This is a genomic window from Allobosea sp. R86505, from assembly GCF_042466375.1.
Lineage (GTDB): Bacteria > Pseudomonadota > Alphaproteobacteria > Rhizobiales > Beijerinckiaceae > Allobosea.
In genome coordinates this window covers 777,501-804,272 of sequence record NZ_JAXHPY010000001.1, presented here as the reverse complement: position 1 = coordinate 804,272, position 26,772 = coordinate 777,501, and the positions used below count along the sequence as shown (strand labels likewise).

Annotated in this window: 26 protein-coding genes and 2 tRNA genes (1 of these 28 cut by a window edge); 17 read left to right on the top strand and 11 right to left on the bottom strand. The window is 70.0% G+C overall.

Annotation, left to right across the window (positions count from 1 at the left end):
* The first annotated feature begins 262 nt into the window (after positions 1 to 262).
* The 4 genes from SJY11_RS03860 to SJY11_RS03845 all read left to right on the top strand — a co-directional run bounded on the left by SJY11_RS03860 (position 263) and on the right by SJY11_RS03845 (position 5,495).
* Positions 263 to 3,646: a helicase-related protein gene (locus SJY11_RS03860; protein ID WP_376989247.1), complete on the top strand. Its 3,384-nt coding sequence runs from the start codon at positions 263 to 265 to the stop codon at positions 3,644 to 3,646.
* Positions 3,647 to 3,684: 38 nt separating this feature from the next.
* Positions 3,685 to 3,996, top strand: coding sequence for an RNA-binding S4 domain-containing protein (locus SJY11_RS03855; RefSeq protein ID WP_376985113.1), 312 nt, complete (start codon positions 3,685 to 3,687; stop codon positions 3,994 to 3,996).
* 172 nt (positions 3,997 to 4,168) lie between these two features.
* Positions 4,169 to 4,507, top strand: a complete 339-nt coding sequence (gene fdxA, locus SJY11_RS03850; RefSeq protein WP_069053067.1) for a ferredoxin FdxA — start codon at positions 4,169 to 4,171, stop codon at positions 4,505 to 4,507.
* Positions 4,508 to 4,892: 385 nt separating this feature from the next.
* Entirely contained in the window at positions 4,893 to 5,495 is a 603-nt protein-coding gene (locus SJY11_RS03845; protein ID WP_326908853.1) for a CarD family transcriptional regulator, read from the top strand.
* A gap of 202 nt (positions 5,496 to 5,697) precedes the next feature.
* Here the strand turns inward: SJY11_RS03845 and SJY11_RS03840 are convergent, their stop codons facing one another.
* The 3 genes from SJY11_RS03840 to SJY11_RS03830 form a co-directional block, all read right to left on the bottom strand.
* A complete protein-coding gene (locus SJY11_RS03840; protein WP_376985112.1) occupies positions 5,698 to 6,567 on the bottom strand; it encodes a dienelactone hydrolase family protein in 870 nt (289 codons plus the stop codon).
* Between the two features lie 129 nt (positions 6,568 to 6,696).
* Positions 6,697 to 8,121, bottom strand: coding sequence for a M48 family metalloprotease (locus tag SJY11_RS03835; protein ID WP_376985111.1), 1,425 nt, complete (start codon positions 8,119 to 8,121; stop codon positions 6,697 to 6,699).
* A 58-nt stretch (positions 8,122 to 8,179) separates the two neighbouring features.
* A complete protein-coding gene (locus SJY11_RS03830) occupies positions 8,180 to 8,995 on the bottom strand; it encodes a DNA-binding protein (RefSeq protein ID WP_376985110.1) in 816 nt (271 codons plus the stop codon).
* A 28-nt stretch (positions 8,996 to 9,023) separates the two neighbouring features.
* Between SJY11_RS03830 and SJY11_RS03825 the strand changes: the two genes are divergently transcribed.
* Positions 9,024 to 9,100, top strand: a tRNA-Arg gene (locus SJY11_RS03825).
* A 34-nt stretch (positions 9,101 to 9,134) separates the two neighbouring features.
* Here the strand turns inward: SJY11_RS03825 and SJY11_RS03820 are convergent.
* The 5 genes from SJY11_RS03820 to SJY11_RS03800 all read right to left on the bottom strand — a co-directional run bounded on the left by SJY11_RS03820 (position 9,135) and on the right by SJY11_RS03800 (position 12,942).
* Entirely contained in the window at positions 9,135 to 9,407 is a 273-nt protein-coding gene (locus tag SJY11_RS03820) for a DUF6894 family protein (protein WP_376985109.1), read from the bottom strand.
* A gap of 34 nt (positions 9,408 to 9,441) precedes the next feature.
* Positions 9,442 to 10,185: a Crp/Fnr family transcriptional regulator gene (locus SJY11_RS03815; RefSeq protein WP_376985108.1), complete on the bottom strand. Its 744-nt coding sequence runs from the start codon at positions 10,183 to 10,185 to the stop codon at positions 9,442 to 9,444.
* A gap of 238 nt (positions 10,186 to 10,423) precedes the next feature.
* A tRNA-Arg gene (locus tag SJY11_RS03810) sits at positions 10,424 to 10,500 on the bottom strand.
* A 172-nt stretch (positions 10,501 to 10,672) separates the two neighbouring features.
* Entirely contained in the window at positions 10,673 to 11,047 is a 375-nt protein-coding gene (gene hisE / locus SJY11_RS03805; protein ID WP_376985107.1) for a phosphoribosyl-ATP diphosphatase, read from the bottom strand.
* A gap of 74 nt (positions 11,048 to 11,121) precedes the next feature.
* A complete protein-coding gene (locus SJY11_RS03800) occupies positions 11,122 to 12,942 on the bottom strand; it encodes an ABC transporter ATP-binding protein (protein WP_376985106.1) in 1,821 nt (606 codons plus the stop codon).
* Positions 12,943 to 13,054: 112 nt separating this feature from the next.
* Between SJY11_RS03800 and SJY11_RS03795 the strand changes: the two genes are divergently transcribed.
* Positions 13,055 to 14,191 carry a DSD1 family PLP-dependent enzyme gene (locus SJY11_RS03795; RefSeq protein ID WP_376985105.1) on the top strand — a complete coding sequence of 379 codons (1,137 nt, stop codon included), beginning with the start codon at positions 13,055 to 13,057 and terminating at the stop codon, positions 14,189 to 14,191.
* Positions 14,192 to 14,200: 9 nt separating this feature from the next.
* Here the strand turns inward: SJY11_RS03795 and SJY11_RS03790 are convergent, their stop codons facing one another.
* The gene (locus tag SJY11_RS03790; RefSeq protein ID WP_376985104.1) at positions 14,201 to 15,097 is read right to left on the bottom strand and encodes a substrate-binding domain-containing protein; all 897 of its coding nucleotides are present in this window, start codon (positions 15,095 to 15,097) and stop codon (positions 14,201 to 14,203) included.
* Between the two features lie 99 nt (positions 15,098 to 15,196).
* Between SJY11_RS03790 and SJY11_RS03785 the strand changes: the two genes are divergently transcribed.
* The 4 genes from SJY11_RS03785 (at position 15,197) to SJY11_RS03770 (ending at position 18,158) form a co-directional block, all read left to right on the top strand.
* Positions 15,197 to 15,898 (top strand): ABC transporter permease, encoded by a 702-nt coding sequence (locus SJY11_RS03785; protein WP_376985103.1) that lies wholly within the window; start codon positions 15,197 to 15,199, stop codon positions 15,896 to 15,898.
* A 5-nt stretch (positions 15,899 to 15,903) separates the two neighbouring features.
* Positions 15,904 to 16,626 (top strand): ATP-binding cassette domain-containing protein, encoded by a 723-nt coding sequence (locus SJY11_RS03780; protein WP_376985102.1) that lies wholly within the window; start codon positions 15,904 to 15,906, stop codon positions 16,624 to 16,626.
* A gap of 38 nt (positions 16,627 to 16,664) precedes the next feature.
* A complete protein-coding gene (locus tag SJY11_RS03775) occupies positions 16,665 to 17,543 on the top strand; it encodes an ABC transporter substrate-binding protein (RefSeq protein ID WP_376985101.1) in 879 nt (292 codons plus the stop codon).
* Positions 17,544 to 17,675: 132 nt separating this feature from the next.
* Complete coding sequence (locus SJY11_RS03770) at positions 17,676 to 18,158, top strand: SAM-dependent methyltransferase (protein WP_376985099.1); 483 nt, start codon at positions 17,676 to 17,678, stop codon at positions 18,156 to 18,158.
* A gap of 54 nt (positions 18,159 to 18,212) precedes the next feature.
* Here the strand turns inward: SJY11_RS03770 and SJY11_RS03765 are convergent, their stop codons facing one another.
* Complete coding sequence (locus SJY11_RS03765) at positions 18,213 to 18,443, bottom strand: DUF1674 domain-containing protein (protein ID WP_376985098.1); 231 nt, start codon at positions 18,441 to 18,443, stop codon at positions 18,213 to 18,215.
* A 154-nt stretch (positions 18,444 to 18,597) separates the two neighbouring features.
* Here SJY11_RS03765 and htpX point away from each other — a divergent pair, with 154 nt between their 5' ends.
* From htpX to SJY11_RS03730, 7 genes are all read left to right on the top strand, one after another.
* Positions 18,598 to 19,524: a zinc metalloprotease HtpX gene (gene htpX, locus SJY11_RS03760; protein WP_376989246.1), complete on the top strand. Its 927-nt coding sequence runs from the start codon at positions 18,598 to 18,600 to the stop codon at positions 19,522 to 19,524.
* A gap of 4 nt (positions 19,525 to 19,528) precedes the next feature.
* The gene (locus SJY11_RS03755; RefSeq protein WP_376985097.1) at positions 19,529 to 20,899 is read left to right on the top strand and encodes an RsmB/NOP family class I SAM-dependent RNA methyltransferase; all 1,371 of its coding nucleotides are present in this window, start codon (positions 19,529 to 19,531) and stop codon (positions 20,897 to 20,899) included.
* 39 nt (positions 20,900 to 20,938) lie between these two features.
* Positions 20,939 to 22,708 carry a heparinase II/III family protein gene (locus SJY11_RS03750; protein ID WP_376985095.1) on the top strand — a complete coding sequence of 590 codons (1,770 nt, stop codon included), beginning with the start codon at positions 20,939 to 20,941 and terminating at the stop codon, positions 22,706 to 22,708.
* Positions 22,709 to 22,792: 84 nt separating this feature from the next.
* The gene (purH, locus tag SJY11_RS03745) at positions 22,793 to 24,385 is read left to right on the top strand and encodes a bifunctional phosphoribosylaminoimidazolecarboxamide formyltransferase/IMP cyclohydrolase (protein WP_376985094.1); all 1,593 of its coding nucleotides are present in this window, start codon (positions 22,793 to 22,795) and stop codon (positions 24,383 to 24,385) included.
* 27 nt (positions 24,386 to 24,412) lie between these two features.
* Positions 24,413 to 24,679, top strand: coding sequence for a hypothetical protein (locus tag SJY11_RS03740; protein WP_376985093.1), 267 nt, complete (start codon positions 24,413 to 24,415; stop codon positions 24,677 to 24,679).
* Between the two features lie 4 nt (positions 24,680 to 24,683).
* The gene (locus tag SJY11_RS03735) at positions 24,684 to 25,151 is read left to right on the top strand and encodes a YbaK/EbsC family protein (RefSeq protein ID WP_376985092.1); all 468 of its coding nucleotides are present in this window, start codon (positions 24,684 to 24,686) and stop codon (positions 25,149 to 25,151) included.
* A 214-nt stretch (positions 25,152 to 25,365) separates the two neighbouring features.
* Positions 25,366 to 26,432 (top strand): IS630 family transposase gene (locus SJY11_RS03730; RefSeq protein ID WP_376984777.1). Its coding sequence is split into 2 segments (ribosomal slippage): positions 25,366 to 25,852 and positions 25,852 to 26,432, totalling 1,068 coding nucleotides; the frame shifts between segments, so codons are not numbered across the junction.
* Positions 26,433 to 26,444: 12 nt separating this feature from the next.
* Here the strand turns inward: SJY11_RS03730 and SJY11_RS03725 are convergent.
* Positions 26,445 to 26,772 carry the 3' end of a DUF72 domain-containing protein gene (locus SJY11_RS03725; protein ID WP_376985091.1) on the bottom strand. The gene runs 485 nt beyond the window's last position, so 328 of the gene's 813 nt are visible here — the last part of the coding sequence; the start codon falls outside the window, past its right edge; the stop codon is at positions 26,445 to 26,447.

Sequence of the window (26,772 nt, the reverse complement as noted above, 5' to 3'; positions counted from 1 at the left end):
TAGGCCCTGCGGCAGATGATCGTCATGCGCGCGACCATCGGAGGACAGGCGATGCCGAGACACCGATCCCGCTCGGGGGGACGCGCGGCGGCTCCATCCGCCCCTGGCGAGAACAAATCCCGATTCCACGCGAGTCAGCGATTCGGGCCCGCTTCGTTCGGGACTCGTTCCGTTTCCTAGTTTCATCGCTCGCGCTGCGCCGCCGCGGCCCGGCCCCCGGGGCGCCGCCGTGCAGCGCTCACCATGATCGGCATAGGCCTTGATCCCTCCACGCTCGCTGCCTCCCTCGGTCCGCGCCAACGGCGTCACCGCCGTGCTCGGCCCGACGAATACCGGCAAGACCCACCTCGCCATCGAGCGAATGGTCGCCCACCCGACGGGCATGATCGGCCTGCCGCTGCGGCTTCTGGCGCGCGAGGTCTACCAGCGCGTCGTCGACAAGGTCGGCGCCGAGGCGGTGGCGCTCGTCACCGGCGAGGAGAAGATCAAGCCGGCCCGGCCGCGCTTCTGGGTCTGCACCGTCGAGGCGATGCCGCGCGACCTCGCGGTCGATTTCGTCGCCATCGACGAGATCCAGCTCGCGGCCGATCTCGACCGCGGTCATGTCTTCACCGACCGGCTGCTGAACCGCCGCGGCCGCGCGGAGACGATGCTGATCGGTGCCGGCACGATGCGGCCGGTGATCGAACAGCTCATCCCCGGCGTGAATGTCGTGACGCGCCCGCGCCTGTCGCAGCTGATGTTCGCCGGCGACCGCAAGATCACGCGCCTGGCGCCGCGCTCGGCCATCGTCGCCTTCTCGGTCGAGGAGGTCTACGCCATCGCCGAGCTGATCCGCCGCCAGAAGGGCGGCGCCGCGGTCGTCCTCGGCGCGCTCTCGCCGCGCACCCGCAACGCCCAGGTCGAGATCTACCAGTCCGGCGACGTCGACTATCTCGTCGCCACCGACGCGATCGGCATGGGGCTCAACCTCGATGTCGACCACATCGCCTTCGCCGCCGACAAGAAATATGACGGCCATCATTTCCGGAAGCTGAACCCGGCCGAGTTCGGCCAGATCGCCGGGCGCGCCGGGCGCCATCTGCGCGACGGCACCTTCGGCACCTCGGGCCGCTGCCCGCCCTTCGAGGCGGATCTCGTCGAGGCGATCGAGAATCATCGCTTCGAGCCGGTGCGTCAGCTCCAGTGGCGCAACACCGATCTCGATTTCCGCTCGGTGGCACAGCTTCTCGACAGCCTGAACCTGCAGCCGACGGAGCCCGGCCTGACGCGCGCCCTGATCGCGGAGGACATGTCGACGCTCGAAAATCTGGCGCGCGATCCCGACATCAGGGCGCTGGCGCAGGGTCGCCCCGCGGTCGAACGGCTCTGGGAGGTCTGCGGACTGCCCGATTACCGCAAGATCGCGCCGCAGCAGCATGCCGACCTCGCGACCACCCTCTATCTGCGGCTGATGCGCCATGGCAGGCTCGATATCGACTGGTATCGGGCCCAGCTCGCGGCGCTGGATCGCACCGATGGCGAGATCGACACGCTCTCGGCACGCATCGCGCAGGTCCGCACCTGGACCTTCGTCGCCAACCGTCCGGACTGGTTGCCCGATCCTGAGCATTGGCAGGGGGTTGCGCGTCTTGTAGAGGACAAGCTCTCGGACGCTCTGCACGAGCGTCTGGCCAGCCGATTTGTCGACCGGCGCACCAGCGTGCTGCTGCGCCGTTTGCGGGAGAATGCGATGTTGGAGGCTGAGGTCACCACGACGGGCGACGTGCTCGTCGAGGGCCAGCACGTCGGAATGCTGCAGGGTTTCCGCTTCACGGCGGACCCCAAGGCCGGCGGGCCGGAGGCGAAAGCCTTGAACATGGCGGCGATGAAGGCGCTGGCCAGCGAGATCGAGGCGCGCGCCGCCCGCGTCGTGCTTGCCGGCGACGATGCCTTCGTGCTGTCGCATGACGGGCTGCTGCGCTGGGTCGGCGAGCCCGTCGCCCGCCTCGTGGCCGGCGAGAAGGCCGTCGAGCCCCGCCTGCGCCTGCTGGTCGAGGAGCATCTCGCAGGCCAGGCGCGCGAGCAGGTCGAGGCCCGGCTGCAGCTCTGGCTCAAGAACCACGTCACCCGCCTGCTCGGCCCGCTGCAGCTGCTGGAGGACGCGACGACGCTGACCGGCATCGCCCGCGGCATCGCCTATCAGGCGGCCGAGGCGCTCGGGGTGCTCGAACGCGCCAAGGTCGGCGAGGAGATGAAGGCGCTCGACCAGGAGGGCCGTGCCGCGCTGCGCCAGCTCGGCATCCGCTTTGGCGCCTTCCACCTCTATGTTCCCGCCCTGCTGAAGCCGGCACCGCGCGCGCTGGCCGCCCAGCTCTGGGCGCTCAAGCATGGCGGCCCCGAGCTGTCGGGCCTGGACGACATCGCCCATCTCGCCGCCTCGGGCCGGACCTCCTTCCCGGTCGACAAGGCCGTGCCCAAGGGGCTCTACCGCGCCGCCGGCTACCGCGTCTGCGGCGAGCGGGCCGTGCGCGTCGATATCCTCGAACGCCTGGCCGATCTGATCCGCCCCGCGATCGCCTATCGCCCCGGGGTGACGCAAGGGACGCCGCCGACCGGAACGGCCGATCAGGACGGCTTCGTCGTCACCGGCGCGATGACCTCGCTCGTCGGCTGCGCCGGCGAGGACTTCGCCTCGATCCTGCGCTCGCTTGGCTATGTCTCGGTCAAGCGCGCGGGCCCGGCCATCACCGTGCCGCTCGCCGCCGCTCCCGCCAAGCCTGCGCCGGTTGAAGCCGCACCGGCCGAAGGAGCGACTGAGGCGCCCGGCGAGGGTGGAGAACCTGCGGCGTCCAGCGAATCGGCCGACACCGCCTCCGCGTCGGCCGCGGCCGGCGTGGGTGCGGATGAGATGGCCACCGCTGAACTGGCCGAGACCACGGCCGAGACCGCTCCCAACGACGCGCCCGCCTCCGAGACGTCTGACGCGCCGATCCTGACGGCGCAGGAGCTGGAGCCGGCCCCTGAGCCCGTGCCGGCCGACCTGCTCTCGGCCCTGCCCGCCACCGAGGCGGAGCCGGAAGCCGAGCCGGAAGCCGCCGCCGCGGAGGCTGCGGCCCCGTCCCCGCCGGCCGAGCCCGAGCTGATCGAGGTCTGGCGCCCGCACCGCCACCAGGGCGGCCGGCGACCCGAGCCGGCGCGCGGCGCCCGCGAAGGCGCGCCCGGCGAACGCCAGCCCGGCGGCCGCCGCGGCGACAGGCCCAATCGCGGCCCGCGCCCGGGCGGTCCCCGCCGCGAAGGCGGCGATGCGCCCGTGCCCGCTCAGGCGGCCTCCGGTGACGGCGCCGCACCGCCGCCGCGTCCCGAGCGCGAGCCACGCCGCGACGAGCGTGGCCGTCAGGGCCAGCGCGGACCGCGGCCGGATGGCCAGCGCTCCGAGGGCCAGCGTGCCGAGGGGGGCGGCCGGCCGGAGCAGGGCCGCGGCCCGCGGCCGGACTTCAAGCGCGACGGGCGCCCCGGTGGCGGCGGCCCGCGCCGCGACGACCGCGGCGGCGAGCGCTTCCAGCAGCCGCCACGGCCACGCCCCGCCGATCGCGAGCCCGATCCGGATTCGCCTTTCGCCAAGCTCGCCGCCCTGAAGGCCCAGCTCGAGGGCCGCAAGAGCTGAGGGAGACGGCGTCTCCCGCCTCCCGCTGAGGCCCACCGGTGCGCGACGACCGCCAAAGGCTCGACAAATGGCTCTGGTTCGGGCGGTTCGCCCGGACGCGGTCCGCCGCGGTGCGGCTGGTCGAAGAGGGGCATGTCCGGCTGGACGGGAAGCGGGTCCTGAACCCGGCGCAGGCGCTCAAGCACGGCGACGTGCTGACGCTGGCGCTGCCCCACGCCACCGTTGTCGTCCGCCTCCTGGCGCTGGGCGAGCGCCGCGAAGCTTTCGAGCGGGCGCGGCTTCTCTACGAGCGTCTCGACGACGGCGAGCGCGGCGATCCGCCGCTTGCGGCCAGCGACGACGGGGGCTAAAACGGAAAGTCGTTTGTACACAAACGAATTCAGGGCCCATCTCCGGCGCGCGTTGCAGACCCGGAACCGGGCCGTATGCTGGTCCCTGCGCGAGGCAGGTCCGGAACGGTCTTGAAACGGATGGCTTTGAAGGCTTTATGGGCGGCTCTGGGAGACGGGAAGGACCTGCGACATGACCTATGTGGTCACCGAGAACTGCATCAAGTGCAAGTACATGGACTGCGTCGAGGTTTGCCCGGTCGACTGCTTCTATGAAGGCGAGAACATGCTCGTCATCCATCCCGACGAGTGCATCGACTGCGGCGTCTGCGAGCCGGAATGCCCGGCCGAGGCGATCAAGCCTGACACCGAGCCGGGCCTCGAGAGCTGGCTGCAGCTCAACTCGAAATACGCCTCCAGCTGGCCCAACATCACCCAGAAGAAGGACGCTCCGGCCGACGCCAAGGCCTTCGATGGTGTCGCCGGCAAGCTCGAAGCGCATTTCTCGGCCAACCCCGGCGAGGGCGACTGAGCCGCTGCCAGGAGCGGCGCTCCGCGCCGCACGCGGCCGTTAACCACACGCCCGCTGTCCGGCCGGAGCTTGCGCCGGGCTTGCGTTTACCTTTGATTCGGCGTGTTTTTTATGCTACAGGATAGGCTCAGTCGCATTCGTTCCGCATGCCCCTGCGAGGTTTTTCACAATCGGGGCGCCCCCAGAAAAGGATGACGAGAGCCGCCGGCACCTTTGCCGGAGCATTCGCTGTCTTTGCCTGGCGGCACAGGAGAAACGACCGGCTGAGGGAGCATGAGGCGGCGGGCCCTGCCTGCCCGCCCCAGGCAGAGTGTCTCCGGCCATCCGGCTGGAGATTGAGAATCGCGAGCCCGCGTCCAGCGGTCCGGTCAGGAGTCTTAACGGCATGTCCACGGTGAAGAAAGCTGTCGTGCGCCAGGGTTTCAAGACGGGCGAGTTCGTCGTCTATCCGTCCCACGGCGTCGGCCAGATCACGGCGATCGAGGAACAGGAAGTCGCGGGCTTCAAACTGGAACTCTTCGTCGTCAGCTTCGCCAAGGACAAGATGACGCTGCGCGTCCCCACCGCCAAGGCCGCCAGCGTCGGCCTGCGCAAGCTCGCCGATGCCGAGAGCGTCACCAAGGCGCTGACCACGCTGACCGGCCGTGCCCGGGTCAAGCGCACCATGTGGTCGCGCCGCGCCCAGGAATACGAGGCGAAGATCAATTCGGGCGATCTCGTCGCCATCGCCGAGGTCGTGCGCGACCTCTACCGGTCCGAGGCCCAGCCGGAGCAGTCCTATTCCGAGCGCCAGCTCTATGAGGCCGCGGTTGACCGCATGACCCGCGAGATCGCGGTCGTCGACGACATCACCGAGACCGAGGCCCTCAAGAAGATCGAGGGTCAGCTCGCCAAGTCGCCGCGCCGCCCGGGCAAGGGCGAGGTGGTGGAAGCCGCCGAGGGCGATGTCGAGGGCGACAATGACGACCTGCAGGAAGAGGCCGCCTGATCAGGCGTCTCCCAGCAGACGAAACGAAGAACCCGGCGGGCGACCGCCGGGTTTTTTCATGCCTGCTTGCGCGTGAACCGTTCTTCTGAAGCGCGTCATCCCGGAGCGCTTCGCAGCGAGGTTCCGGAATGGGTCCCGGGTCAAGCCGGGGACGACGGGGCGTGTCCGCACACAGCCCGAATGCTCCAGAGGCTGGCGGCTCTCATGCCGCACCGGTCTCCGCCGCGAGAAAAGCGACCGCCTTGTCCCAGGCCTGCTTCGCCGCCGCAGCATTGTAGCGCTCGGCGCTGGTGTCGTTGTGGAAGGCGTGGTCGACATCCGGATAGACGATGACCTCATGACGGATGCCGGCGGCCTTCAGCGCCGCCTCGTACTCCGGCAGTTGCTGCACGAGGCGCGTGTCGCGCGCCGCGTGCTGGACCAGCAGCCGCGCCTTGATCTGCGGCACCTTGGCGAGATCGGGCGAGCGTCCGTAGAACACCACACCGGCCGCGAGCTCGGGCACCGCGACCGCGAGATCGTTGACGACGCCGCCACCCCAGCAGAAGCCGATCGCGCCGGTCTTGCCCGTGGCGTCCGGCCGCGCCGCGAGGAGCTTCAGCGCAGCCCTGCCCTGCCGCAGCACGTCCTCGGCCGAAAGCTTGGGGAAGAGAGCCCGCGCCGCGTCGGGGTCCTGCGGCGTCCCGCCCAGCGGCGTCAGGAAATCCAGCCCGAGCGCCGTGAAGCCCGCCAGCGCCATCCGCCGCGTCACGTCCTCGATATGCGGATTGAGACCGCGGTTCTCGTGGATGACCAGCACGCCTCCGCGCCGCGCGGGCGTCTTCGGCACCGCGAGATAGCCCTTCAGGAGAACGCCATCGACGCTCGTCTCCAGACGTTCGCTCGTCAGCCGGCCATCGTCGGGGGCGATCTGCTGGGCCTGGGCGTAGTTCGGCTCGAGCAGGGCGAGCGCAGCCTCGGCCGCCGCCGCCGACCCCGCCAGCACCATCAGCCGGTTGAAGAACACCCGCCGGTCGAGGGGCTTGTGCGTGTATTCGTCATAGAGTTCGACGATGCGACGATCGAGCGCCATGAAACCCTCCCGGAACGCGGCGCCGGCAATTGCGGCGACCGCCTGATCGCCGCAGCTTAGCGGGTCGCGGCAGGAGATCACTTCGCCCCGTCGCCTCATCGCGCCTTCGTGAAGGGCTGGTCCCCGCGCCTATTCCGCAACGATCTTGTAGCGCTGCCCGGGCACCAGCGCGCCGCCGCGCTCGATGCCGTTCAGCACCATGAACAGTTCCTGCGCCCGCTCCTGCCCGGCCATCCTGGCCGCCATCGTCGCCGGCGTGTCGCCGGCGGCCGCCGTCACGATCCGCACGGTGATCGGCCGCACCGCCTGGGCCTCCTCCGCGCTGAGCACGCGGAAGCTCGCCATCAGCGCCCGCATCGGCCGCTCGGGATCGCCCCCGCCCTTGGCCGCGAGGATGAAACGGTAGACCCGGTTGCCGGCCTGCACGGCCGCCAGCCGGAAGGTCCAGTTCGTACCCTTGCCGACCGCGATGACGCCGGGCTGGCCGGCGATGTCGAGCGGCTCGATCGCGGTGGTCTCGACCCCCTCGATCCAGCCGGCGGCGACGTAGGATTGCAGCGTCTGCTCCGGCTTCAGCGTCACCGAGTCGAAGCGCAGTGCCTGGGAGCCGTTGGCGCTGACGCCGATCACCATGTCGCGCGCCGCCTCCAGGCTGAACCCCTCCGGAGCGGTGAAGCCGATCCGCAGCGCGCTGTTGACGTAGCGCCGCCCCCGCACGACGCCGTCGCGCGGCTCGTCGCCATAGGCGAGGCCGTCGATCGCCGAAAGCCAGCGCCCGGCATCGCGTTCGCCGATGCCTGGCGCGCCGATCTGCCGGGCCGCGGCCGTGACAGCGGCGATCCGCTCCGGCGTCTGGGGGTGGCTCGAGAGCATGTCGAGGCGCTTGTCGTCGGCGCTCTGGTTCTGGCCGCTGTTGCGGAAGGCGGTGTTGCGCCCGAGCGCCGCCAGGAAGCGCCCGGCGCCGTAAGGATCGTAGCCGGCGCGGGCGATGCTGCGCACGCTGATCTGGTCGGCGTCGAGTTCCTGCTGGCGGGAGAACTTGGCGAGCGAGAGCTTGGAGACGTCGCGCACGGCAGCACCCTGGGCCGGATCCTTCAGGACCTGCGACACGACTTGGCTCACCAGCGCCGATTCCAGCTCGCGCTCGGCCCGCTCGACCGCGTGCTGAGCGGTGACATGGGCGATCTCATGGGCGAGGACGGAGGCGATCTCGGCGGTGTCGTTCGCCAGCGCCAGCAGGCCGCGGGTGACGTAGAGCCGGCCATTGGGCAGGGCGAAGGCGTTGACGGCCGGCGAGTTCAGGATCGTGATCTCATAGTTGCCGATCTGGCCCTCGCCGGCCTTGGCGAGCCGCTGCACCACCTCCTCGAGCAGCGCCCGCGCCTTGGGGGCGCGGTACTCCCCGCCGAAGGCGCTCAGCAGCCGCTGGTGCTCGCTGGCCGAGGCCCGCTGCAGCGTGCTGACGCGGGGTGCGATTTCGCCTTCCGCCGCCTGCGGCGGCAGCAGGATGCTCTGGTCGCCGGCGCAGCCGAGCAGCAGCAATGAGGGAACCACGACCGCGCCCAGCCGGCGCCATCGCCGCCACCGATCTCGCCAGAAGTCCAGCATGCCGTCAGTCGACCCGTTCGAGGGCTGCCATCGAGGTCACGTCCAGCAGAAGGCCGTCCCGCCCCGAGAGAACGCCGCGCGCCCGCAAGCGTTTACCGGCCAGCCCGCTTGCGGTCCAGCCGGCGTCCTGCAAGGCGCGCCAGAGGGTCTTCGACAGCACGATCGAGGCGGCCTCCCCACGCCGGCGCGAAAAATTCAGATAGGTCCGCTGCGCCCGTTCACCGACCGAGGCGACGCGACCGCCGATGACGACGATGCGTCCCTGATGCGCCCTGAGCGCGGCGAGATCATGGCTGTCGAGAACGGATTCGCTCGCAACGGCGGGCGACGCGGCTCCGGCCGCAGCCGAAGCCGGGCGGCGCGAAGCCGCCGCGCGCGCGGTCCTCGTCGGCGCCGCCCCACCGCAACGGGTCGGCCGCGCCTCGGGTAGGGCCAGCGCAGCCCCCTCGGCGATCAGGGTCTCCGCGAGATTGCGGGGCTCTTGCCCCTCCGCACGCGCAAACAGGCGCGCGGGCAGCCGCCCCCAGCGATCGGGCGGGCCGAGCAGCACCAGCGCCAGATCCTGCCCGCGCCAGCCCCCGAGCGCAGCGACGAAGCGCGCGGCCTCCGCCTCGTCCTGCCGCGGCGCCAGGCCGACCAGCCGCAGGCGGCGCCCATCCGCCAGCACCGGATCGCCCGCCGCGTCCACGCCGGAGAGCTGCGCCACGGGGCTGTCGTCAGCGAGGTCGGCGCAGGCATCGGCGGCAAGAGCCGCGCCCGCCGGGAACGGCCCGAGGGCGACGAACGCGAGAAACAGGGCAAGAAACGGCTTCAAACGCATGCCGATTATGCTACACGGTTCTCCGCGCGTCCCGGTAGCTCAGCAGGATAGAGCAACGGTTTCCTAAACCGTAGGTCAGGGGTTCGAATCCCTTCCGGGACGCCAGTTCCCAGCCGCGCCGGCACCCGCAGCCGGCTGGCTACATCTCGGGCGCCGGACCGCTTTCGCCGTCCCCGGCCCCGCGCCAGGCCCCGGTCAAGGTCAGGCTCGCGCTGTAGATCACCCGGCCGCCCTGGTCCCGGACACAGACCGCGAATTCGCGCCGGTCGCCGTCGGGCAGGACCTCCCTCACCATGTCCGGCAGGGCGTCGAGCGCGAGATAGCGCGCCGCCTCGTCCCCCGCCAGTTCGACGCCTTCGTTGTCGATATGGGAGAAATTGCCGTCGGAACTGTCGATGTAATAGCGGGGCATCTCGCAGCAATCTCCGGCGATGGCTGGGGTCCCGTCAGCGCGGCATTTTGACGAGGTTGAGATAGGTCGGGTCGAACTGCGACAGCCGCGCCAGCCCTTCGAAGTCGAGGATCGTGACGAGGCTGCCCTTCCAGCTGACGAGGCCCGTCGCCCGCAGATCCTGCAGCGTCCGGTTGACGTGGACGAGAGAGAAGCCGAGCGCGTCAGCGAGTTCGCTCTGCGCAACGGGGAAGGAGAAGCGGCCCTCCTCCGCCAGGCCGACGGCGGCGAGCCGCCGGTAGAGCTCGCAGATCAGGTGCCCGAGATGGGCCGTCGCCGAGCGCCGCCCGCTGGAGGTGATCCAGGCCCGCTGGATCGCACCATCGATCACGGTCGATAGCCAGAACAGCCGGCCGAGATGCGCCGACCGCTCCATCGCCCGCAGCAATTCCCGGTGCGGGACATAGGCCGCCTCGCAATCGGTGAGCGCGATCACGCTGTGATCCATGACCTTGAGCAGCAGCGCGTGCAGATCGACGAAGTCGCCGGGAATATGCAGGGCCGTGATCTGGCGCTTGCCGTCGGCGAGCACGACCTCGCGGGCGGTGAAGCCCGACAGCACGACGCAGCTTTCGCCGGGCTGCGAATGCTGGGAGACGAGTTCCTCGCCCCGGTGCAGGAACCGCCTGCGCCGGGCCAGTCCCTCGACCAGCGCCACCTCGTCGGCACTGATCTCGTCGCGCAGGGACAACGAGGTGACGAGCGCCTGCAGGGTCCCGGGAAAACCGTTGACAGTCATGCCGTCAGCAACGCGACGGACCGGGCATCGTTCCGGGACTATGGCTGGATGCCGTAGGATGCCGGCTCAGGCGCGATCTGCAGCACCAGACATCCGCATGCCGGGCCGCATTGCGGTCCTGAACGATGCGGCGACGACCGTTCGCACGGCCGACATCTCGTAGAAAATGGTGAAGCTCCGGCGATCCGGAGAGGTCCTGTCCTAGGAGCCTGAACGCGTCCTAACGACAAGGGGAGAATGGCGCGCCCGAAAGGATTCGAACCTCTGACCCTCAGATTCGTAGTCTGATGCTCTATCCAGCTGAGCTACGGGCGCGCATCGGGTCGCGGCGTGTCGCCGCGGCTTCGATGGGGGCGGAAATAGCCGCTCTCCCCGCGCTTGGCAACCCTCAATGTCGCGGCGCTGCAAAAGTTTTGCCGCCTCGCCTGTCCGCCGGCCATCCCCGGCGAAGGCCGCGACGGCGCGACCGGGGTGTCCGCGCCGACCGTCAGCGCTCCACCGCCAGCAGCGGCAGCCCGGCCGGCAAGGTGGGCGTGGCGAGCTTGCCCCGGGACTTCGGCAGCTTCTCGGCGATGCCATGCAGCGCCTCGCGCCGGTCCATCTCGCGCCAGACATCCTCGGGCGCGATGCCCATGGCGCTCCACAGGACGACGAGATTGTAGACCAGGTCGGCGCTCTCGCGGATGGTCCCGGCGCGATCGCCCTGGACGGCGTCGAGGCCGACCTCGAAAGCCTCCTCAGCCAGCTTCTTGGCCATCTTGGGCAGGCCCTCGGCGACGAGCCGCGCCGTCCGCGAATGAGCGGGATCGCGGGAGCGGGCCGCGAGCACGGCGGCGTGGAGACGGTGGATCGAATCAGCCATCGCGCCAGACTCGGCGCGGCGGATGAGCGTTTTATGACAACCGCATGTCGACAGCGTCGCGGCGGGCGCCGGCTTCACTCCGCGATGACCTGCAGGCGGTGCAGCCGCGCATAGGCGCCGTCGCGCGCCAGCAGCGCCTCATGGCTGCCGGTCTCGACGATCTTGCCCTCTTCCATCACGACGATCAGGTTCGCTTCGCGCACCGTCGAGAGCCGGTGTGCGATGACGAGCGTCGTGCGGTTCTTCATCAGCCGGGCCAGCGCCTGCTGGACCAGCCGCTCCGATTCGGCGTCGAGCGCGCTCGTGGCCTCGTCGAGCAGCAGGATCGGCGCGTCCTTGAGGACCGCGCGGGCAATCGCGATGCGCTGGCGCTCGCCGCCGGAGAGCTTCTGGCCGCGCTCGCCGACGGAAGACTCATAGCCCTCCGGCATCGCTATGATGAAGTCGTGCGCGGCGGCGGCTTTCGCGGCCGCGACGATGTCCTCGTCGCTGGCGCCCGGCCGTCCGAAGGCGATGTTGGCGCGCACGGTGTCGTCGAACAGCACGACATCCTGGCTGACGACGCCGATCTGGGCGCGCAGCGAGGTCAGCGTCAGACCGCGCAGATCCTGCCCGTCGATCTCGACGCGTCCGTCCGTCGGGTCGTAGAGCCGCGGCACCAATGCGAGCAGCGTGGATTTGCCCGAGCCCGAGCGTCCGACGAGCGCGGTGGTCTTGCCGCCCTCGGCGACGAGGTCGATGCCCTCGAGCGCGCGCTGGTCGTCGCGGTAGCGGAAGCGCAGCTGCCGGAAGGCGACCTCGCCCGCGCCGACCTGCAGCGGCCTGGCATCAGCAGCCTCGACGATCTGCGGCTTCTCGTCGAGCAGGGCGTAATAGCGCTTCAGGGAAGCGCCGGCCTCCTGGACGATGGCATTGAGATTGCCGAGCGAGCGCATCGGCTGGGCCGCCAGCAGCAGCGCCGAGACATAGCCGGTGAAGTCGCCGACGGTGGAGCCGCCGCCGGTGATGCGCACGCCGATCGCCGCCAGCACGCCGGCCACCGCCATGCCGCCGCCGACCTCGAGCAGCGGATCGAGCCGGCCGCGCGCATTGGCGGCCTTCATCTTGAGCGCGCGGATGGTCTCGAAGGCGCTCGCCGCCCGCCGTTCGAGATAGGGCTCGAGCGTGTCGGTCTTGGCGGCGCGCGCGCCCTGCAGGCTCTCGGTGACGAGGCTCGCCATCAGCCCGGTCTGCTCCTGCTGCGAGGTCGCCATGCGGCGCAGCTTCCGGCCGATCTTGCCGATCGGATGCGCCACGATCGGCGCGACCAGCATCACCACCAGCGTCATCTGCCAGTCGATCCAGAACATCGCGCCCACCAGCGCGACCGCGGTGAGCACATCGCGCACCGCGATGTTGATCAGCCGGGTCAACGCCTCCTTGACGAAGGTGAAATCGGTGGTGAAGCGCTGCGTCAGCGAAGCCGGATTCTCGCGATGGAGCTGCGCGAGGTCGGCCCGGATCAGATGCGAGTAGAGCGCCGTCTGCATGTCCGCCTCGATGCGGCTGACGACGCTGTTGGTCATCACCGTCTGGGCCAGCAGCGAGAACCCCTTCACTGCCGTGACGATGACGACGACGACGGCGACCGCGTTGACGACGCCGATCTCGATGCCGAGCGATTTGGAGACCAGCCGCTCCATCCGCCGCACGAAACCGGTCGCCTCCGCCGTCATCGGGTCGGCGAAGGCATCAAAGGCCGCCTTGATCAGCAGCGGGTAGAAGCTCGTCGTCGCCGCGATCACCACGACGAGGCCGAGGATCATCCCCATCTGCGGCAGATAGGCTTTGACCTGCTCCCGCCAGACGCGGAGGAGAAGCGCGAACGTATCGTCGGTGACGCGGCCAATCTTCATGGCGCGCGACCTATCACGGCGCCGGAGCGAGCGCTACGGCCGGCCGGGTCTTGCTCCGGACAAGAAGCTGGCGTCCCATGGGCGCGACCGATTCAGGAAAGCGCCACAGCCCATGCCCCTGCACCCGCCGGCCCAGCCCGGCCAGAGTTTCGCCGAGATCGACACGCCGGCCCTCATCCTCGATCTCGACGCCTTCGAGCGTAACCTCGTCACCATGGCGGCCTATACGCAGGGACATGGCGTCCGGCTCCGGCCCCACGCCAAGACTCACAAGAGCCCGGAGATCGCGGTGCGCCAGATCGCCCATGGCGCCGTTGGCCAGTGCTGCCAGAAGGTCTCGGAGGCTGAGATATTGGTTGAGGGCGGCGTCTCGGACGTGCTCGTCAGCAACGAGATCGCGGGCTCAGCCAAGCTCGACCGGCTGGCGAAACTGGCTCGGAAAGCGAAGGTTGGGCTCTGCGTCGATCATCTCGACGGCATCCGCGAGGCGGCCGAGGCCGCCGCCCGTCATGATGTCGTGCTCGACGTGCTCGTCGAGATCGATGTCGGCGGCCGCCGCTGCGGCGTCGCGCCCGGCGAGACGGCGGTGCGGCTGGCGGAAGCGATTTCGCGGAGCAACACACTGCGCTTCGGCGGGCTGCAGGCCTATCACGGCACGGCCCAGCACATGCGCTCGATCGACGAGCGCCGCGAGGCGATCGAGCGCGCCGCGCTCGGCACCCGCAACACGGTGGAGCGGCTGCACCAGGCCGGCCTCGCCTGCGCCGTGGTCGGCGGCGCCGGCACCGGCACCTTCGAGATCGAGAGCCAGTCCGGCATCTGGAACGAGATTCAGGCCGGCTCCTACATCTTCATGGACGCCGATTATGCCCGCAACCGCCAGGCCGACGGCACGCCCTTCCGCACCTTCGAGCATGCGCTGTTCATCCTCACCGGGGTGATGAGCAAGCCGGTCCCGGACCGGGCGGTCGTCGATGCCGGCCACAAGGCGGCCTCGGTCGATTCCGGCATGCCGATGCCGTTCCGGCGCGAGGGCGTGATCTACACCAAGCCCTCCGACGAGCATGGCGTGCTGACGGGCGACCCGATCGCCCTGCCGCATCGCGGCGACAGGCTGCTGCTGATCCCGGGCCATTGCGACCCGACGGTGAACCTGCACGACTGGTATGTCGGTGTGCGCGGCCTGCACACGGGGGATGCTCATGTCGAGGCGCTCTGGCCAATCGCGGGACGTGGCGCCCTGACCTGAGGCGTGCTCTCAGCGGTTTAGCCGAACCGCCCCACTGCTCGCCAGATCGTAGCCGCCGAGCTCGCGTGCCCGGGCGGCCATCGCCGTGCCGCGCATCCAGCCCAGCAGGCTCTGCGCGGCCGGCTCGAAATAGGTCCGGCGGCGCATCACCAGATCGACATGCTCCCAGACCAGCGGCAGGACATCGAGCCCAAACGCGCTGGCGATCGCGCGCGAGGCGATGCCGCAATCGGCGCGTCCGGTGCGGATGGCGAGAGCGAGATCCTGGCCCGTGGCACAGATGCCCTCGGCCAGCACCATGGCCTGCGACGGCACGGCCTCGCGGGCCATCAGGCTCTCGAGCAGGAGTTGCGCCCCGGCTCCCTTCTGGCGACGGGCGAACCGCGCCTGTTTCTCGACCGCCGCGGCGATCCCCGTGAGCCGAAGCGGATTGCCGGGCGCGACCAGAAGACCCTGCTCGCGGCGCGCGAAGCCGATGACCACGGCGTCGTGGAGTCCTGATTCCGCCATCACGGCCGCCGGATTGGCGCCGTCATCGTCGGGCGTGGCATGGAGATGGATGGCCGCGATCGCGACCTCGCCACGCACCAGCCGATCGAGCCCGGCCTGCGAGCCTTCGGCCAGCAGCGCCAGCCCGCAGCCCGAGTCGCGCACCGCGACCTCCAGCAGCGAATCCTGGCTGCCACCGATGATCGGCGGCGGGGACACGGGCTGCATCCCCTCCGGCCGCGAGAGCCCGGCCTCGAGCCAGCGGTTGAGCGCCGCGCGCGGAAACAGCCATTTGCCGCTGACCTTGGTGCAGGGCACCCCGCCGCTGGCGACGAGGTCGTAGAGCTTGCGCTCCTTGAGCCGCAGGTAACCCGCGGCCTCCTCGGTCGTCAGATAGATTTGATCCTGCACCGACATGCATTGACCTGCGCTGGTTCCATGATTGGCATTTGGTCGCATTAAATTCTAAGAAAGACAAGTCTTTGCAGGGAACCAACATCCAGGGAGCGGGCCGGCTTGAACTTCGGAGCGATCTTTTCGGCCGCCTTTGCGCTGATCGTCGGGCTCGATCCGGCGTTCCTGGCGATCGTCGGCCTGTCGCTGCGGGTCACGCTGACAGCGGTCCTGATCGCGGCTCTGATCGGGCTGCCACTGGGCGCCGCACTCGCTTTGGCGCGCTTCCGCGGCCGCTCCGCGGTGATCGTCTGCCTCAATGCGCTGATGGGCCTGCCGCCCGTCGTCGCCGGCCTCGTCGTCTTCCTGATGCTCTCGCGCTCGGGGCCGCTCGGGCCGCTCGGGCTGCTGTTCACACCGACGGCAATGATCCTGGCACAGGTTCTCCTGGTCCTGCCGATCGTCATCGCGCTGACCCGCCAGACCGTCGAGGATCTCTGGGGCGAGTATCGCGACCATCTCCGCTCGGTCGGGCTCGAAGGCGTCCGCGCTATCCCGACCCTGCTCTTCGACGGCCGCTTCGCATTGGCCACCGCCCTGCTCGCCGGCTTCGGCCGCGCCAGCGCCGAGGTCGGCGCCGTGCTGATCGTCGGCGGCAACATCGCCGGCTACACGCGCACCATGACCACGGCGATCACGCTCGAAACCTCCAAGGGCGACCTCCCGCTGGCGCTCGGACTCGGCCTGGTGCTGATTGCCCTGACGCTCGCCATCAACGCCATCGCCTTCGGCGCCAGCCGTATCGGCGCCCGGTATGCCGGGTGAGCCTCATGCGTGACCTCGCCTCGATCCTGCCGCTCGACGTCCGCGCCGTCGCCTTCCATGGCGACGGGCGCCGCCTCGTCGACGGCGTCAGCTTCCAGCTTCCGGCTGGTGGGCTGACCGTGATTCTCGGTCCCAACGGGGCCGGCAAGTCGCTCACGCTGCGGCTCTGCCACGGCCTGCTGACGCCGAGCGAGGGCAGGATCGCCTGGGCGCAGGGCGCGGAGGGGCGCAACCGGCGCCACGCCATGGTCTTCCAGAAGCCGATCATGCTGCGCCGCTCGGTCGAGGCGAATGTCCTGCACGCGCTGGCGGCGGCGGGGGTCGCCGGCCCCGAACGCCGCGAGCGCTGCCGGACCGCGCTCGAGCGCTTCGGCCTCAGCGAGCGCGCCGGCCAGGCGGCGCGGCTGCTCTCCGGCGGCGAGCAGCAGCGCCTCGCCATCGCTCGGGCCTGGGCGCTGCGCCCGGAACTGCTCTTCCTGGACGAGCCGACCTCGCAGCTCGACCCCGCCGCCACCCGCCAGATCGAGGAACTGCTCGCCGGCCTGGTGGCGGAAGGCATCACGGTGCTGATGTCGACCCATGATCTCGGCCAGGCCCGGCGGCTGGCCTCGCGCGTGCTGTTCCTGCATCGCGGCCGTCTGATCGCAGATGAGCCGGCGGCCGAGTTCTTCGCAGGCCCGGCCTCGCCCGAGGCACGCGCCTTCCTCGCCGGAGAGCTGATCTGGTGACCCCTGCCATGACCCACAAGAAACCCAAGGAGACGACCATGACCACGACCCGACGCCTGCTCCTCGCCACCGGCTTCTCCGCCGCCCTGACCGGTCTCGCCTGGGCCCAGACCACCACCGCCACGCCGCCGGCCGCATCGCCTCCGGCCGCGACGGGTACCCGCTTCATCACGGTCTCCTCGACCACTTCGACCCAGGATTCCGGCCTCTTTGGCCACATCCTGCCGCTGTTCAAGGCGAAAACCGGCATCGAGGTCCGCGTCGTCTCTCAAGGGACCGGCCAGGCGCTCGACACCGGCCGGCGCGGCGATGCCGACGTCGTCTTCGTCCATGCCCGGGCGCAGGAGCAGAAATTCGTCGCCGACGGATTCGGCCTCGAGCGCAAGCCGGTGATGTACAACGACTTCGTGCTGATCGGGCCGAAGGCAGACCCGGCCGGCATCGCCGGGACGAAGGACATCGCCGCCGCGCTGGTGAAGATCGCCGAGAAGGGCGCGCCCTTCGTCTCGCGTGGCGACAAATCGGGCACGCATTCGGCCGAACTGGCGCTCTGGAAGGTCGCGGGCGTCGATCTCGCCGCCAAGAAGGGCGCCTGGTACCGCGAGATCGGGCAGGGCATGGGCGCCGCGCTCAACACCGCCGGCGGCATGGGCGCCTATGTGCTGGCCGACCGCGGCACCTGGATCTCCTTCAAGAACCGCGGCGACCTCACGATTGCGGTCGAAGGCGACCGTCGCCTGTTCAACCAGTACGGCGTCATCGCGGTGAACCCGGCCAAGCACCCGCATGTGAAGATCAATGACGGGCAGGCCTTCGTGAACTGGCTTGTCGGCCCCGAGGGGCAGAAGGCGATCGCCGACTACAAGATCGAGGGGCAGCAGCTTTTCTTCCCCAACGCGACGCAGGCGGGCGTGTGATGGACGGCGCGAGCGCGGTTTGGCTGGATTGCGGTGAAGAGCTGCGCCTCGCCAAATGCCGGCCGCGCCACCATGTTGAAGCCCACACGGGACAGACCGCCCCGCGCGAAAACGGCTGACCGAGGAGCGGCGATGGACTGGCAGGCGACACGACCGGGCGAAACCAGCGCGGCCCTCCCTGACCGGCGGGACGCGCATCTTGTCTTCATCGGCCGCCTGCGCACACCTTTCGCCACGCGCGACCAGTGCCCGCGCCAGGGCGACGCCGAGGCCGGCCCGGTCTGCCGCGTCGAGATCGACGACCCTTGGCGCGGCGCGCTCGCGGGCATCGAAGGTTTCGCCTGGCTCGACCTGCTCTACTGGATGCATCAGGCGCGGCGCGACCTCGTCACCCAGACGCCGCGCGGCGGCGCACCTCTTGGCACCTTCGCGCTGCGCTCCCCCGTGCGACCCAACCCGATCGCGCTGTCGCGCGTGCGGCTGCTCGGCGTCGAGGACGGCGCGCTGCTGGTGCGCGGGCTCGACTGCCTCGACGCCACGCCTCTGCTCGACATCAAGCCGCATCGCTGCAGCCATAGCGCTGTCGACCGGCAGCGCCACCCGGACCCGGCCTGAGGGCACCGCTTCTGGCCGTCGGCGAGGCCGCGAGGACGCACAGCCAGGCGGATATCAGAAGTCGCTGGTCAGGCCCTTCACTTCCCAGTCGTTGTAGCGCACGGGCTCGAGCCCGCCGCGGCCGTCGATTTCCTTGCGGCTGGCGACATCGGCCGCGCGCGCATCGATCTCGGCCCGTCTGGCCTGCGCCTCGGCGAGCGCACGCTGCGCCGCCGGCGACAGCACCCGCGGCGCATCCTCGCCGCTGTCCGGACCGATCGGCTTGGGATCGCTCGCCTCGCTCATCGCCGCATTCTCTCGCCAGAACTCGCTCGGAGCCGATTCTCTTGCACAGAGTTCTCTTGCAGGAGGGCCGGCACCTTCACCACATAAGCCTGCGAATCGCATCCGGGGAGTGGCATGTCGCCGCGAGCCGCGATGGCGCCTGATGGGGATGACGATGAACTATGTCCGCACCGGCATGCTGATGGCCGGTCTCACCGCGCTCTTCGGCGCGGTCGGCTACCTGCTCGGCGGCGGTGGCGGCATGCTGATGGCGCTGGGCTTCGCCGCCGTCACCAACCTGTTCAGCTACTGGAACTCCGACCGGCTGGCGCTCGCCGCCCACAATGCCCATGAGGTCGACGAACGAACCGCGCCGGAGCTCTACGGCATGGTGCGCGACCTCGCGGCGAGGGCCAACATGCCGATGCCGCGCGTCTATCTGATCGACGAGGACCAGCCCAATGCCTTCGCCACCGGCCGCAACCCGGAGAACGCGGCGGTCGCGGCCACGACCGGCATCCTGCGCACGCTGAGCTATGAAGAGCTGGCGGGCGTGATGGCGCACGAGCTCGCCCACATCAAGAACCACGACACGCTGACGATGACCATCACCGCGACCATGGCCGGCGCGATCTCCTCGCTCGTGACCTTCGGCATGATGTTCGGCTCGCGCGAGAACCGGCCGAACCTGATCGTGCAGATCCTGCTCTCGATCCTGGCGCCGATGGCCGCGATGATCATCCAGATGGCGATCTCGCGGTCGCGCGAATACGAGGCCGACAAGCTGGGGGCCGAGATCTGCGGCAATCCGGTCTGGCTCGCCGATGCGCTGGCGAAGATCGCCGGCGGCGTCGCCCATACGCCAAACGAGACGGCGGAGGCGAAGCCTGCTACGGCGCACATGTTCATCATCAATCCCCTCACGGCTGGCGGCATGGATTCCCTGTTCTCGACCCACCCCGATACCGGCAACCGCATTGCCGCGCTGATGGAGCAGGCCCGCGCCATGGGCATCGGCCGCAGCGCCGGCGGCTTCATGAGCCAGGCGGCCCAGAGCCCCTGGAGCGGCGGCGCGGGCCGCCAGCCCGGCCCCTGGGGCTGATCCGGTGGCGAAGGGACAGAAGACGGACGATCTCCACGACGACACCAGCGAGCCTGCCGGCGGCGGCGCTGGACCGGCGCCGGGCCTGCCGGCGCGCAAGCTCGCCGCGGCGGTCATCGACGAGGTGCTGCGGGCGAAGCTCTCGCTCGACGACACCCATGAGCGGCTCGCGCCGGCCTATCGGCTCGATGCCGCCGACAGCGCTCTGGCGCGCGCCATCGCGATCACCGCCTTTCGCCGCCTGGGGACGATCCAGGAGGCGATCAACGCCCGGCTCGAGCGCGGCAGCCCGCGCAACTCCGGGCCCTTCGAGCCGATCATGGTGGCGGCCGCGGCGCAGATTCTCTTTCTCGACGTCCCCGACCATGCAGCCGTCGACCTCGCCATCCGCCAGCTCCACGAGGATGCGCGCTCCTCGCGCTATGTCTCGCTCGGCAACGCGCTGCTGCGGCGGCTCGCCCGCGAGCGCGAGGCCATCCTGGCGGAGGCCGTCGACCCCTTCCTCGACACGCCCGAATGGCTCGCCGAGAGCTGGATGGAGAGCTATGGCGAGGATGTCGCCGCCGCCATCGCCAAAAGCCACCGTGACGAGCCGCCACTCGACATCTCCGTGAAATCCGATCCCGAGGGCTGGACGGAGAAGCTCGACGGCCTGCTGCTGCCGACGGGCTCGATCCGCCTGCGCGAGCGCGGCGGCATCTCCGGACTGCCCGGCTTTGACGAGGGCGCCTGGTGGGTGCAGGACGCCGCCGCGTCGCTTCCCGTGCGCCTGCTCGCGCCCAAGCCCGGCGAGCGCATCGCCGATCTCTGCGCCGCACCGGGCGGCAAGACCGCCCAGCTCGCGGCGATGGGAGCCGCCGTCACGGCCGTCGACCGCTCGGGACCGCGCCTGCGTCGTCTGCGCGCCAATCTGGAGCGGCTCGGCCTGTCGGCGGAGATCGTCACCAAGGATGCGACCCTCTGGGACGCCGAACCCTTCGACGCCGTGCTGCTCGACGCCCCCTGCAGTGCCACCGGCACCATCCGCCGCCACCCCGACGTCGCCTGGACCAAGTCGCCGGAGGACCGCGAAAAGCTCGTCGCCCTCCAGGCGCGGCTGCTCGAGGCCGCCGCCCGGCTGACGAAGCCCGGCGGCCGGCTGGTCTACTGCACCTGCTCGCTCGAGCCGCAGGAGGGCGAGGCCCAGATCGAGGCCTTCCTGAAGGCCCATCCCGACTTTGCCCGCAAGCCGGTCGAGGCCGGCGAGATCGGTGGCCTCGGTGAGGCGATCGACCGCAACGGCGACCTCAGGACCCTGCCACACCAGCTGCGCAACGAGACGCCGCGGCTCTCCGGATGGAGCGGATTTTACGCAACCCGCCTGATCAGGCTATGACGTCACGGGGAATCGCTAGGGCGGGTCACGCCGGGCGTCATGGGTACGGGGCGTATCGGGGCATTGAACGGCTGGTCTGAGCGCAGGGGTCTGGCGCAGGCGGCGATCGGACGGGCGGCCCGGCGAACCCGGGGTCAGCTCGTCGGCATCGCGCGCCGCCTCTGGCCGTTCGGCCGCTCGGCGGCCACCCGCCTGTTCTTCGCCCCGCACGACCTGCGCACCGCCGATCCGACCACGGCCGGCGACATCTATGCCGGCTACTATGCCTTCGCCGGGCGCACGCTGCGCACCCATGGCGAGTCGCCCTTCGACAGCGAACCCCCGAGCGAGGCCTGGGCCGAGGCGCTCCATGGCTTCGGCTGGCTGCGCCACATGCACGCCGCCGACACCGCCATCGCCCGGGCCAATGCCCGCGCCCTCGTCGAGGATTTCATCTCCCGCAAGCGCGAGCGGGGCGAGATCGCTCGCCGGCCCGCCGTGGCGGCGCGGCGGCTGATCTCGCTGCTCTCCCATTCCCCGCTACTGCTCGAAGGCGCCGATCATGCCTTCTATGAGCGATTCCTGCGGCATCTCTCGCGGCTGGCGGAGCGGCTCGACCTCGCCCTGGCCGGGGCGGTCGAGGGCGGCGCGCGCCTCAACGGCCTGATCGCGGTCACCTTCGCGGCGATCTGCCTCGATGCGCCCGACGGCCGGCGACGCCGGCTGGACTACGCGCTCTCCGACGAGCTCGACCGCCAGATCCTGCCCGATGGCGGCCATCTCAGCCGCAACCCGCGCATCCTGATCGAGCTGCTGCTCGACCTGTTGCCGCTTCGCGAGACCTTCCTCGCCCGCGGGATCGAGCCGCCGCGCGGCGTGCTGATGGCGATCGAGCGGATGATGCCGCATCTGCGCCTGTTCCGGCACGGCGACGGGGCGCTCGGTTTGTTCAACGGCATGGGCACGACGCCCCCTGACGTGATGGCGACGCTCGCCGCCTATGATGACGCGCGTGCGCGCCCGATCGAGCAGGCCGCCTATTCGGGCTACAGCCGGCTCACCGGCGAGCGCGGCATCGTCGTGATCGACGCCGGCGCGCCGCCGCGCGGCGCCCATTCGGTCGAGGCGCATGCGGGCTGCCTGTCCTTCGAGTTCTCCAGCGGCGCCCAGCGTCTCGTGGTCAATTGCGGCACCAGCCGCTTCGGCTCAGACGCCTTGCGCCTGGCGGCCCGCAGCACGGCGGCTCATTCGACTCTGACGCTGGACGACCGCTCCAGCGCGACCTTTGGCCGGGTGCTCGGCGAGATGCGCGTCGTGGCCGGCCCCACCGATGTTCGCGTCGCCCGGCAGGACCGCGAGGAGGGGCAGGAATGGGTCGGCAGCCATGACGGCTACAGCCGCGCGCTCGGTGCGGTGCATACGCGGCGCCTGCTGCTCGCCCGCGACGGCGCCACCCTGACCGGCGAGGACGAGATCGCGCTCGACGCAGCCCGCGCGGCCCTGCCCGCCGTGGTGCGCTTTCACCTGCATCCCGGCGTCAGGCCGAGCCTGATTCGCGAGGGCGAAGGCGCGATGCTGGCGCTCCCCAATGGCGAGGTCTGGGCTTTCGAAGCCTCGGGCCTCGCCGTTTCGATCGAGGAGAGCATCTTCCTCGCCGGAGCCGCGGGCGGGCAGCGCACCGAGCAGCTCAGCGTCGCCTTCGATGCCGCCGTCACGCCCCAGATCGGCTGGCGCTTCAGCCGGGTCGGCGCTGCAGCCCCCACCACCGCGCGCTTCCGCCCGCCGCCCGGGCCGGACACTTCCGCACCGGAAACCACACCCGACACCTGAGCCGGCGACAGCCGCGCGCTTTGCTTTGCGCGCCGCAGCATGATAGCTCGCGCCGACCGTCTCGATGACCCTGGACCCTTCCCGATGCCGACCGAGCTTCGCCGCGTCGAACGCGCGCTCCTTTCCGTTTCCGACAAGACCGGCCTGGTCGAGTTCGCCCGCGCCCTGAACCGGCTCGGCATCGCCCTGGTCTCGACCGGCGGCACGGCGAAGGCGCTGGCCGAGGCCGGCCTGCCCGTCACCGACGTCTCCGACCTCACCGGCTTCCCGGAGATGATGGATGGCCGCGTCAAGACCCTGCACCCCAAGGTCCATGGCGGGTTGCTGGCGATCCGCTCCCATCCCGAGCACCAGGCCTCGATGCTCGGCCACGGCATCGCGCCGATCGACCTGCTCGTCGTCAACCTCTACCCCTTCGAGGCGACGGTCGCTGCGGCTAAGCCCTATGACGACTGCATCGAGAACATCGACATCGGCGGGCCGGCGATGATCCGCGCCGCCGCCAAGAACCACAATGACGTCGCCGTCGTCGTCGAGCCGGCAGACTATGCCGTGGTGCTGGCCGATCTCGAGGCGCAGAGGGGCGCGACCACGCTGACCCTGCGCCGCAAGCTCGCCCAGAAGGCCTATGCCCGCACCGCGGCCTATGACGCCGCGATCTCGAACTGGTTCGCCAATGAACTCGGCGACACCGCGCCGGCCTATCGCGCGCTCGGAGGCCAGCTCGCCGAGACGATGCGCTATGGCGAGAACCCGCATCAATGGGCCGCCTTCTACCGCACGCCCGGCAGCCGGCCCGGCGTCGCCACCGCTCGCCAGGTCCAGGGCAAGCAGCTCTCCTTCAACAACATCAACGACACCGACGCCGCCTTCGAATGCGTCGCCGAGTTCGACCCCGCGACGGCGGCCGCCTGCGTCATCGTCAAGCACGCCAACCCCTGCGGCGTCGCCACCGGCCCCTCGCTGCTGGCCGCCTATGAGCGCGCGCTGGCCTGCGATCCCGTCTCGGCCTTTGGCGGCATCGTGGCGCTGAACCGCAGGCTCGACGCCGAGGCCGCCCGCAGGATCGTCGAGATCTTCACCGAGGTGATCATCGCGCCCGAGGCGGACGAGGAGGCGATCGCGCTCATCGCCGCCAAGAAGAACCTGCGGCTGCTGCTGACCGGCGGCCTGCCGGATATGCGCGCGCCGGGCCTCTCGCTGCGCACGGTGTCGGGCGGATTCCTGGCCCAAGCACGCGACAATGCCGTCGTCGATGACATGGAGCTCAAGGTCGTGACCAAGCGCCAGCCGAGCGCAGCCGAGCTCGCCGATCTGCGCTTCGCCTTCCGCGTCGCCAAGCACGTCAAGTCGAACGCGATCGTCTATGTGAAGGACGGCGCCACCGTCGGCATCGGCGCCGGCCAGATGAGCCGGGTTGATTCCTCGCGCATCGCGGCGTGGAAGGCGGCGGAAGCCGCGAAGGCCGCCGGCTTGCCGGAGACACTCGCGAGGGGCTCGGTCGTGGCGTCGGATGCCTTCTTCCCCTTTGCCGACGGGCTGCTGGCTGCGGCGGAAGCCGGCGCCACAGCCGTGATCCAGCCCGGCGGTTCGATGCGCGACGACGAGGTGATCAAGGCCGCCGACGAGGCCGGCCTCGCCATGGTCTTCACGGGCCATCGGCATTTCCGCCACTGACCGCAGCCGCGTGCGGAGGACCAACGGATGCACACGCTGAAGCTGATCGCCGCCGGTTTCGCCCTGCTCGGCGCGCTGCATTTTCTCGCGCGCCGACTGAAGCTCGGCGGCGACGACCCGACCGGGTTTGCCGTGAAGCTCTTTCTGCCGCTCTGGCTCGTGGCTGCGCTGGTCAATCTCTGGGTCGGCGTCAACCGTGCCGGCTATACGCTGCTGCAGGAGATGCCGTTCTTCTCGCTGGTCTTCGGCCTGCCGGCGGCGTTCGCGATCCTGCTCTTCCTCCGCTTCCGGTGATGCGATGAGCCTCGACTCCGTCCGCGCCTTCTTCGCCGCCCACGCCCCCGACATCGCCGTGATGGTGACGTCGGAAAGCAGCGCGACGGTCCAGCTCGCCGCCGCGGCCCATGGCGTGGAGCCCGCGCGCATCGCCAAGACGCTGTCCCTTCGGGTCGGCGAACGCGTCGTGCTGGTCGTGGCGCGCGGCGACGCCCGCCTCGACAACCGCAAGGCCAAGGCAGTGTTTGGAGCCAAGCCGCGCATGCTCGACCTGGCTGAGGTCGAGGCGTTGACCGGCCATCCCGTCGGCGGCGTCTGCCCCTTCGGCCTGGCAACGCCGCTGCCGGTCTATTGCGACGTCTCGCTCAAGGCCTTCGACGAGGTGGTGCCCGCCGCCGGCTCGACGCACAGCGCGGTGCGGATTTCGCCCGAGCGGCTGGCAGCGCTGACCAATGCCGAATGGGTCGATGTCTGCCAGGACGCGGCCTGAGACACTGGCCCATGAGATAGGTCGTCACGGTCCTTTCGCGTCATTGCGAGCGCAGCGAAGCAATCCAGAACGGCAGAGTTCGACGTCCCCTGAATTGCTTCGCTGCGCTCGCAATGACGGGAAGGCTCATACCAACGGCCATCGCGGCTGACTCACGGGGGTCTTTTCGGCGGCTCGTTTCGCTGATTCCATGTGCGCGAGGAGGATTCGCGCCATGGCTGCTGCGGTGAAGCTTCGAACGGACTACTCGGCCCTCGACCTGCGTCGGCTTGCGGCGGGGTCGAGGCACGCCAACCAGAGCCGCCGGCTTCTGTCGCTGGCGGCGGTTCTCGACGGTATGGATCGGGAGCAGGCCGCGCGGATCGGCGGCATGGATCGCCAGACGCTGCGCGACTGGGTTCACCGGTTCAACGAAGGCGGCCCCGACGGGCTGAAGGACATTCGTTCCAAGGGACATCCGCCCAGGCTCTCGACCGATCAGCTCGCCGCCTTGGCGGCCATCGTCGAGACGGGCCCCGACCGGGCCGTCAATGGCGTGGTGCGCTGGCGGCGCATCGACCTGCAGAAGGTCGTTCGTGAGCGCTTCGGCGTTGATTATCACGAGCGCACGATCGGGAAGCTTCTGAAGCAGATCGGCTTTTCCCACATCAGCGCGCGCCCGCACCACCCGGCGCAGGACGCGCGCGTGATCGAGGCGTTCAAAAAAACTTCGCGGTGACGCTGGGGGCCCATCTCGCCCATGTGCCGAAGCGCAAGCCGATCGAACTCTGGTTCCAGGACGAAGCCCGCATCGGCCAGAAGAACGGCCTGGTCCGGCAATGGGCCAGGCGCGGAACCAGGCCGCGCCAGCCCGCCGACCAGCGCTACGAGAGCGCCTATCTGTTCGGGGCGATCTGCCCGGCCCGCGGCGTCGGCGCGGCGCTCGCCATGCCCTTCGCCGATACCCACGCCATGCAGGCCCATCTCGACGAGATCGCCAGGACGGTCGCGAAGGGCGCCCATGCCGTCCTACTGCTCGATCGCGCCGGATGGCACACCACGGCCAAGCTCGTCGTGCCGAAAAACATCTCGCTGATCTTCCTGCCCTCGCGCTCGCCCGAACTGAACCCGGTCGAGAACATCTGGCAGTATCTGCGCGCGAACTGGCTCTCAAACCGCGTCTTCGACACCTACGACGACATCATCGACGCCGCCTGCGACGCGTGGAACCGCCTCGTCGATCAGCCCAGGACCATCACATCCATCGGGAGGCGTGAATGGGCGCATATCGGTCAGGAATGAGGGCCGTTGGTATCAGCCCTTGTTTGTCAACCGCTGCGTCAGCGCCATGGCGGCGGCGGGATTGCGAACCTTGGCGCCGCTGATCACGTAGAGGAACACGTCGCGCGGCACGGCCTCGGCCGCATCGCCGGATGCCCTGGCGAGGTCGTCGGGGAACTCGCCCTTCGACCATTGCCGGGCACGCTGCACCCATCGGTCGAGATCGGCGTCCGGATAACCATCTGCCTCGTCCTCGCTGGTCCCCATGATGCGAGCATAGACGAAGGGCGCCGTCACGTCGGCGATCTGCGGATAATCCGAATCCGCTGCGGTGATCGCTGCCACGCTGTATTCGCGCAGC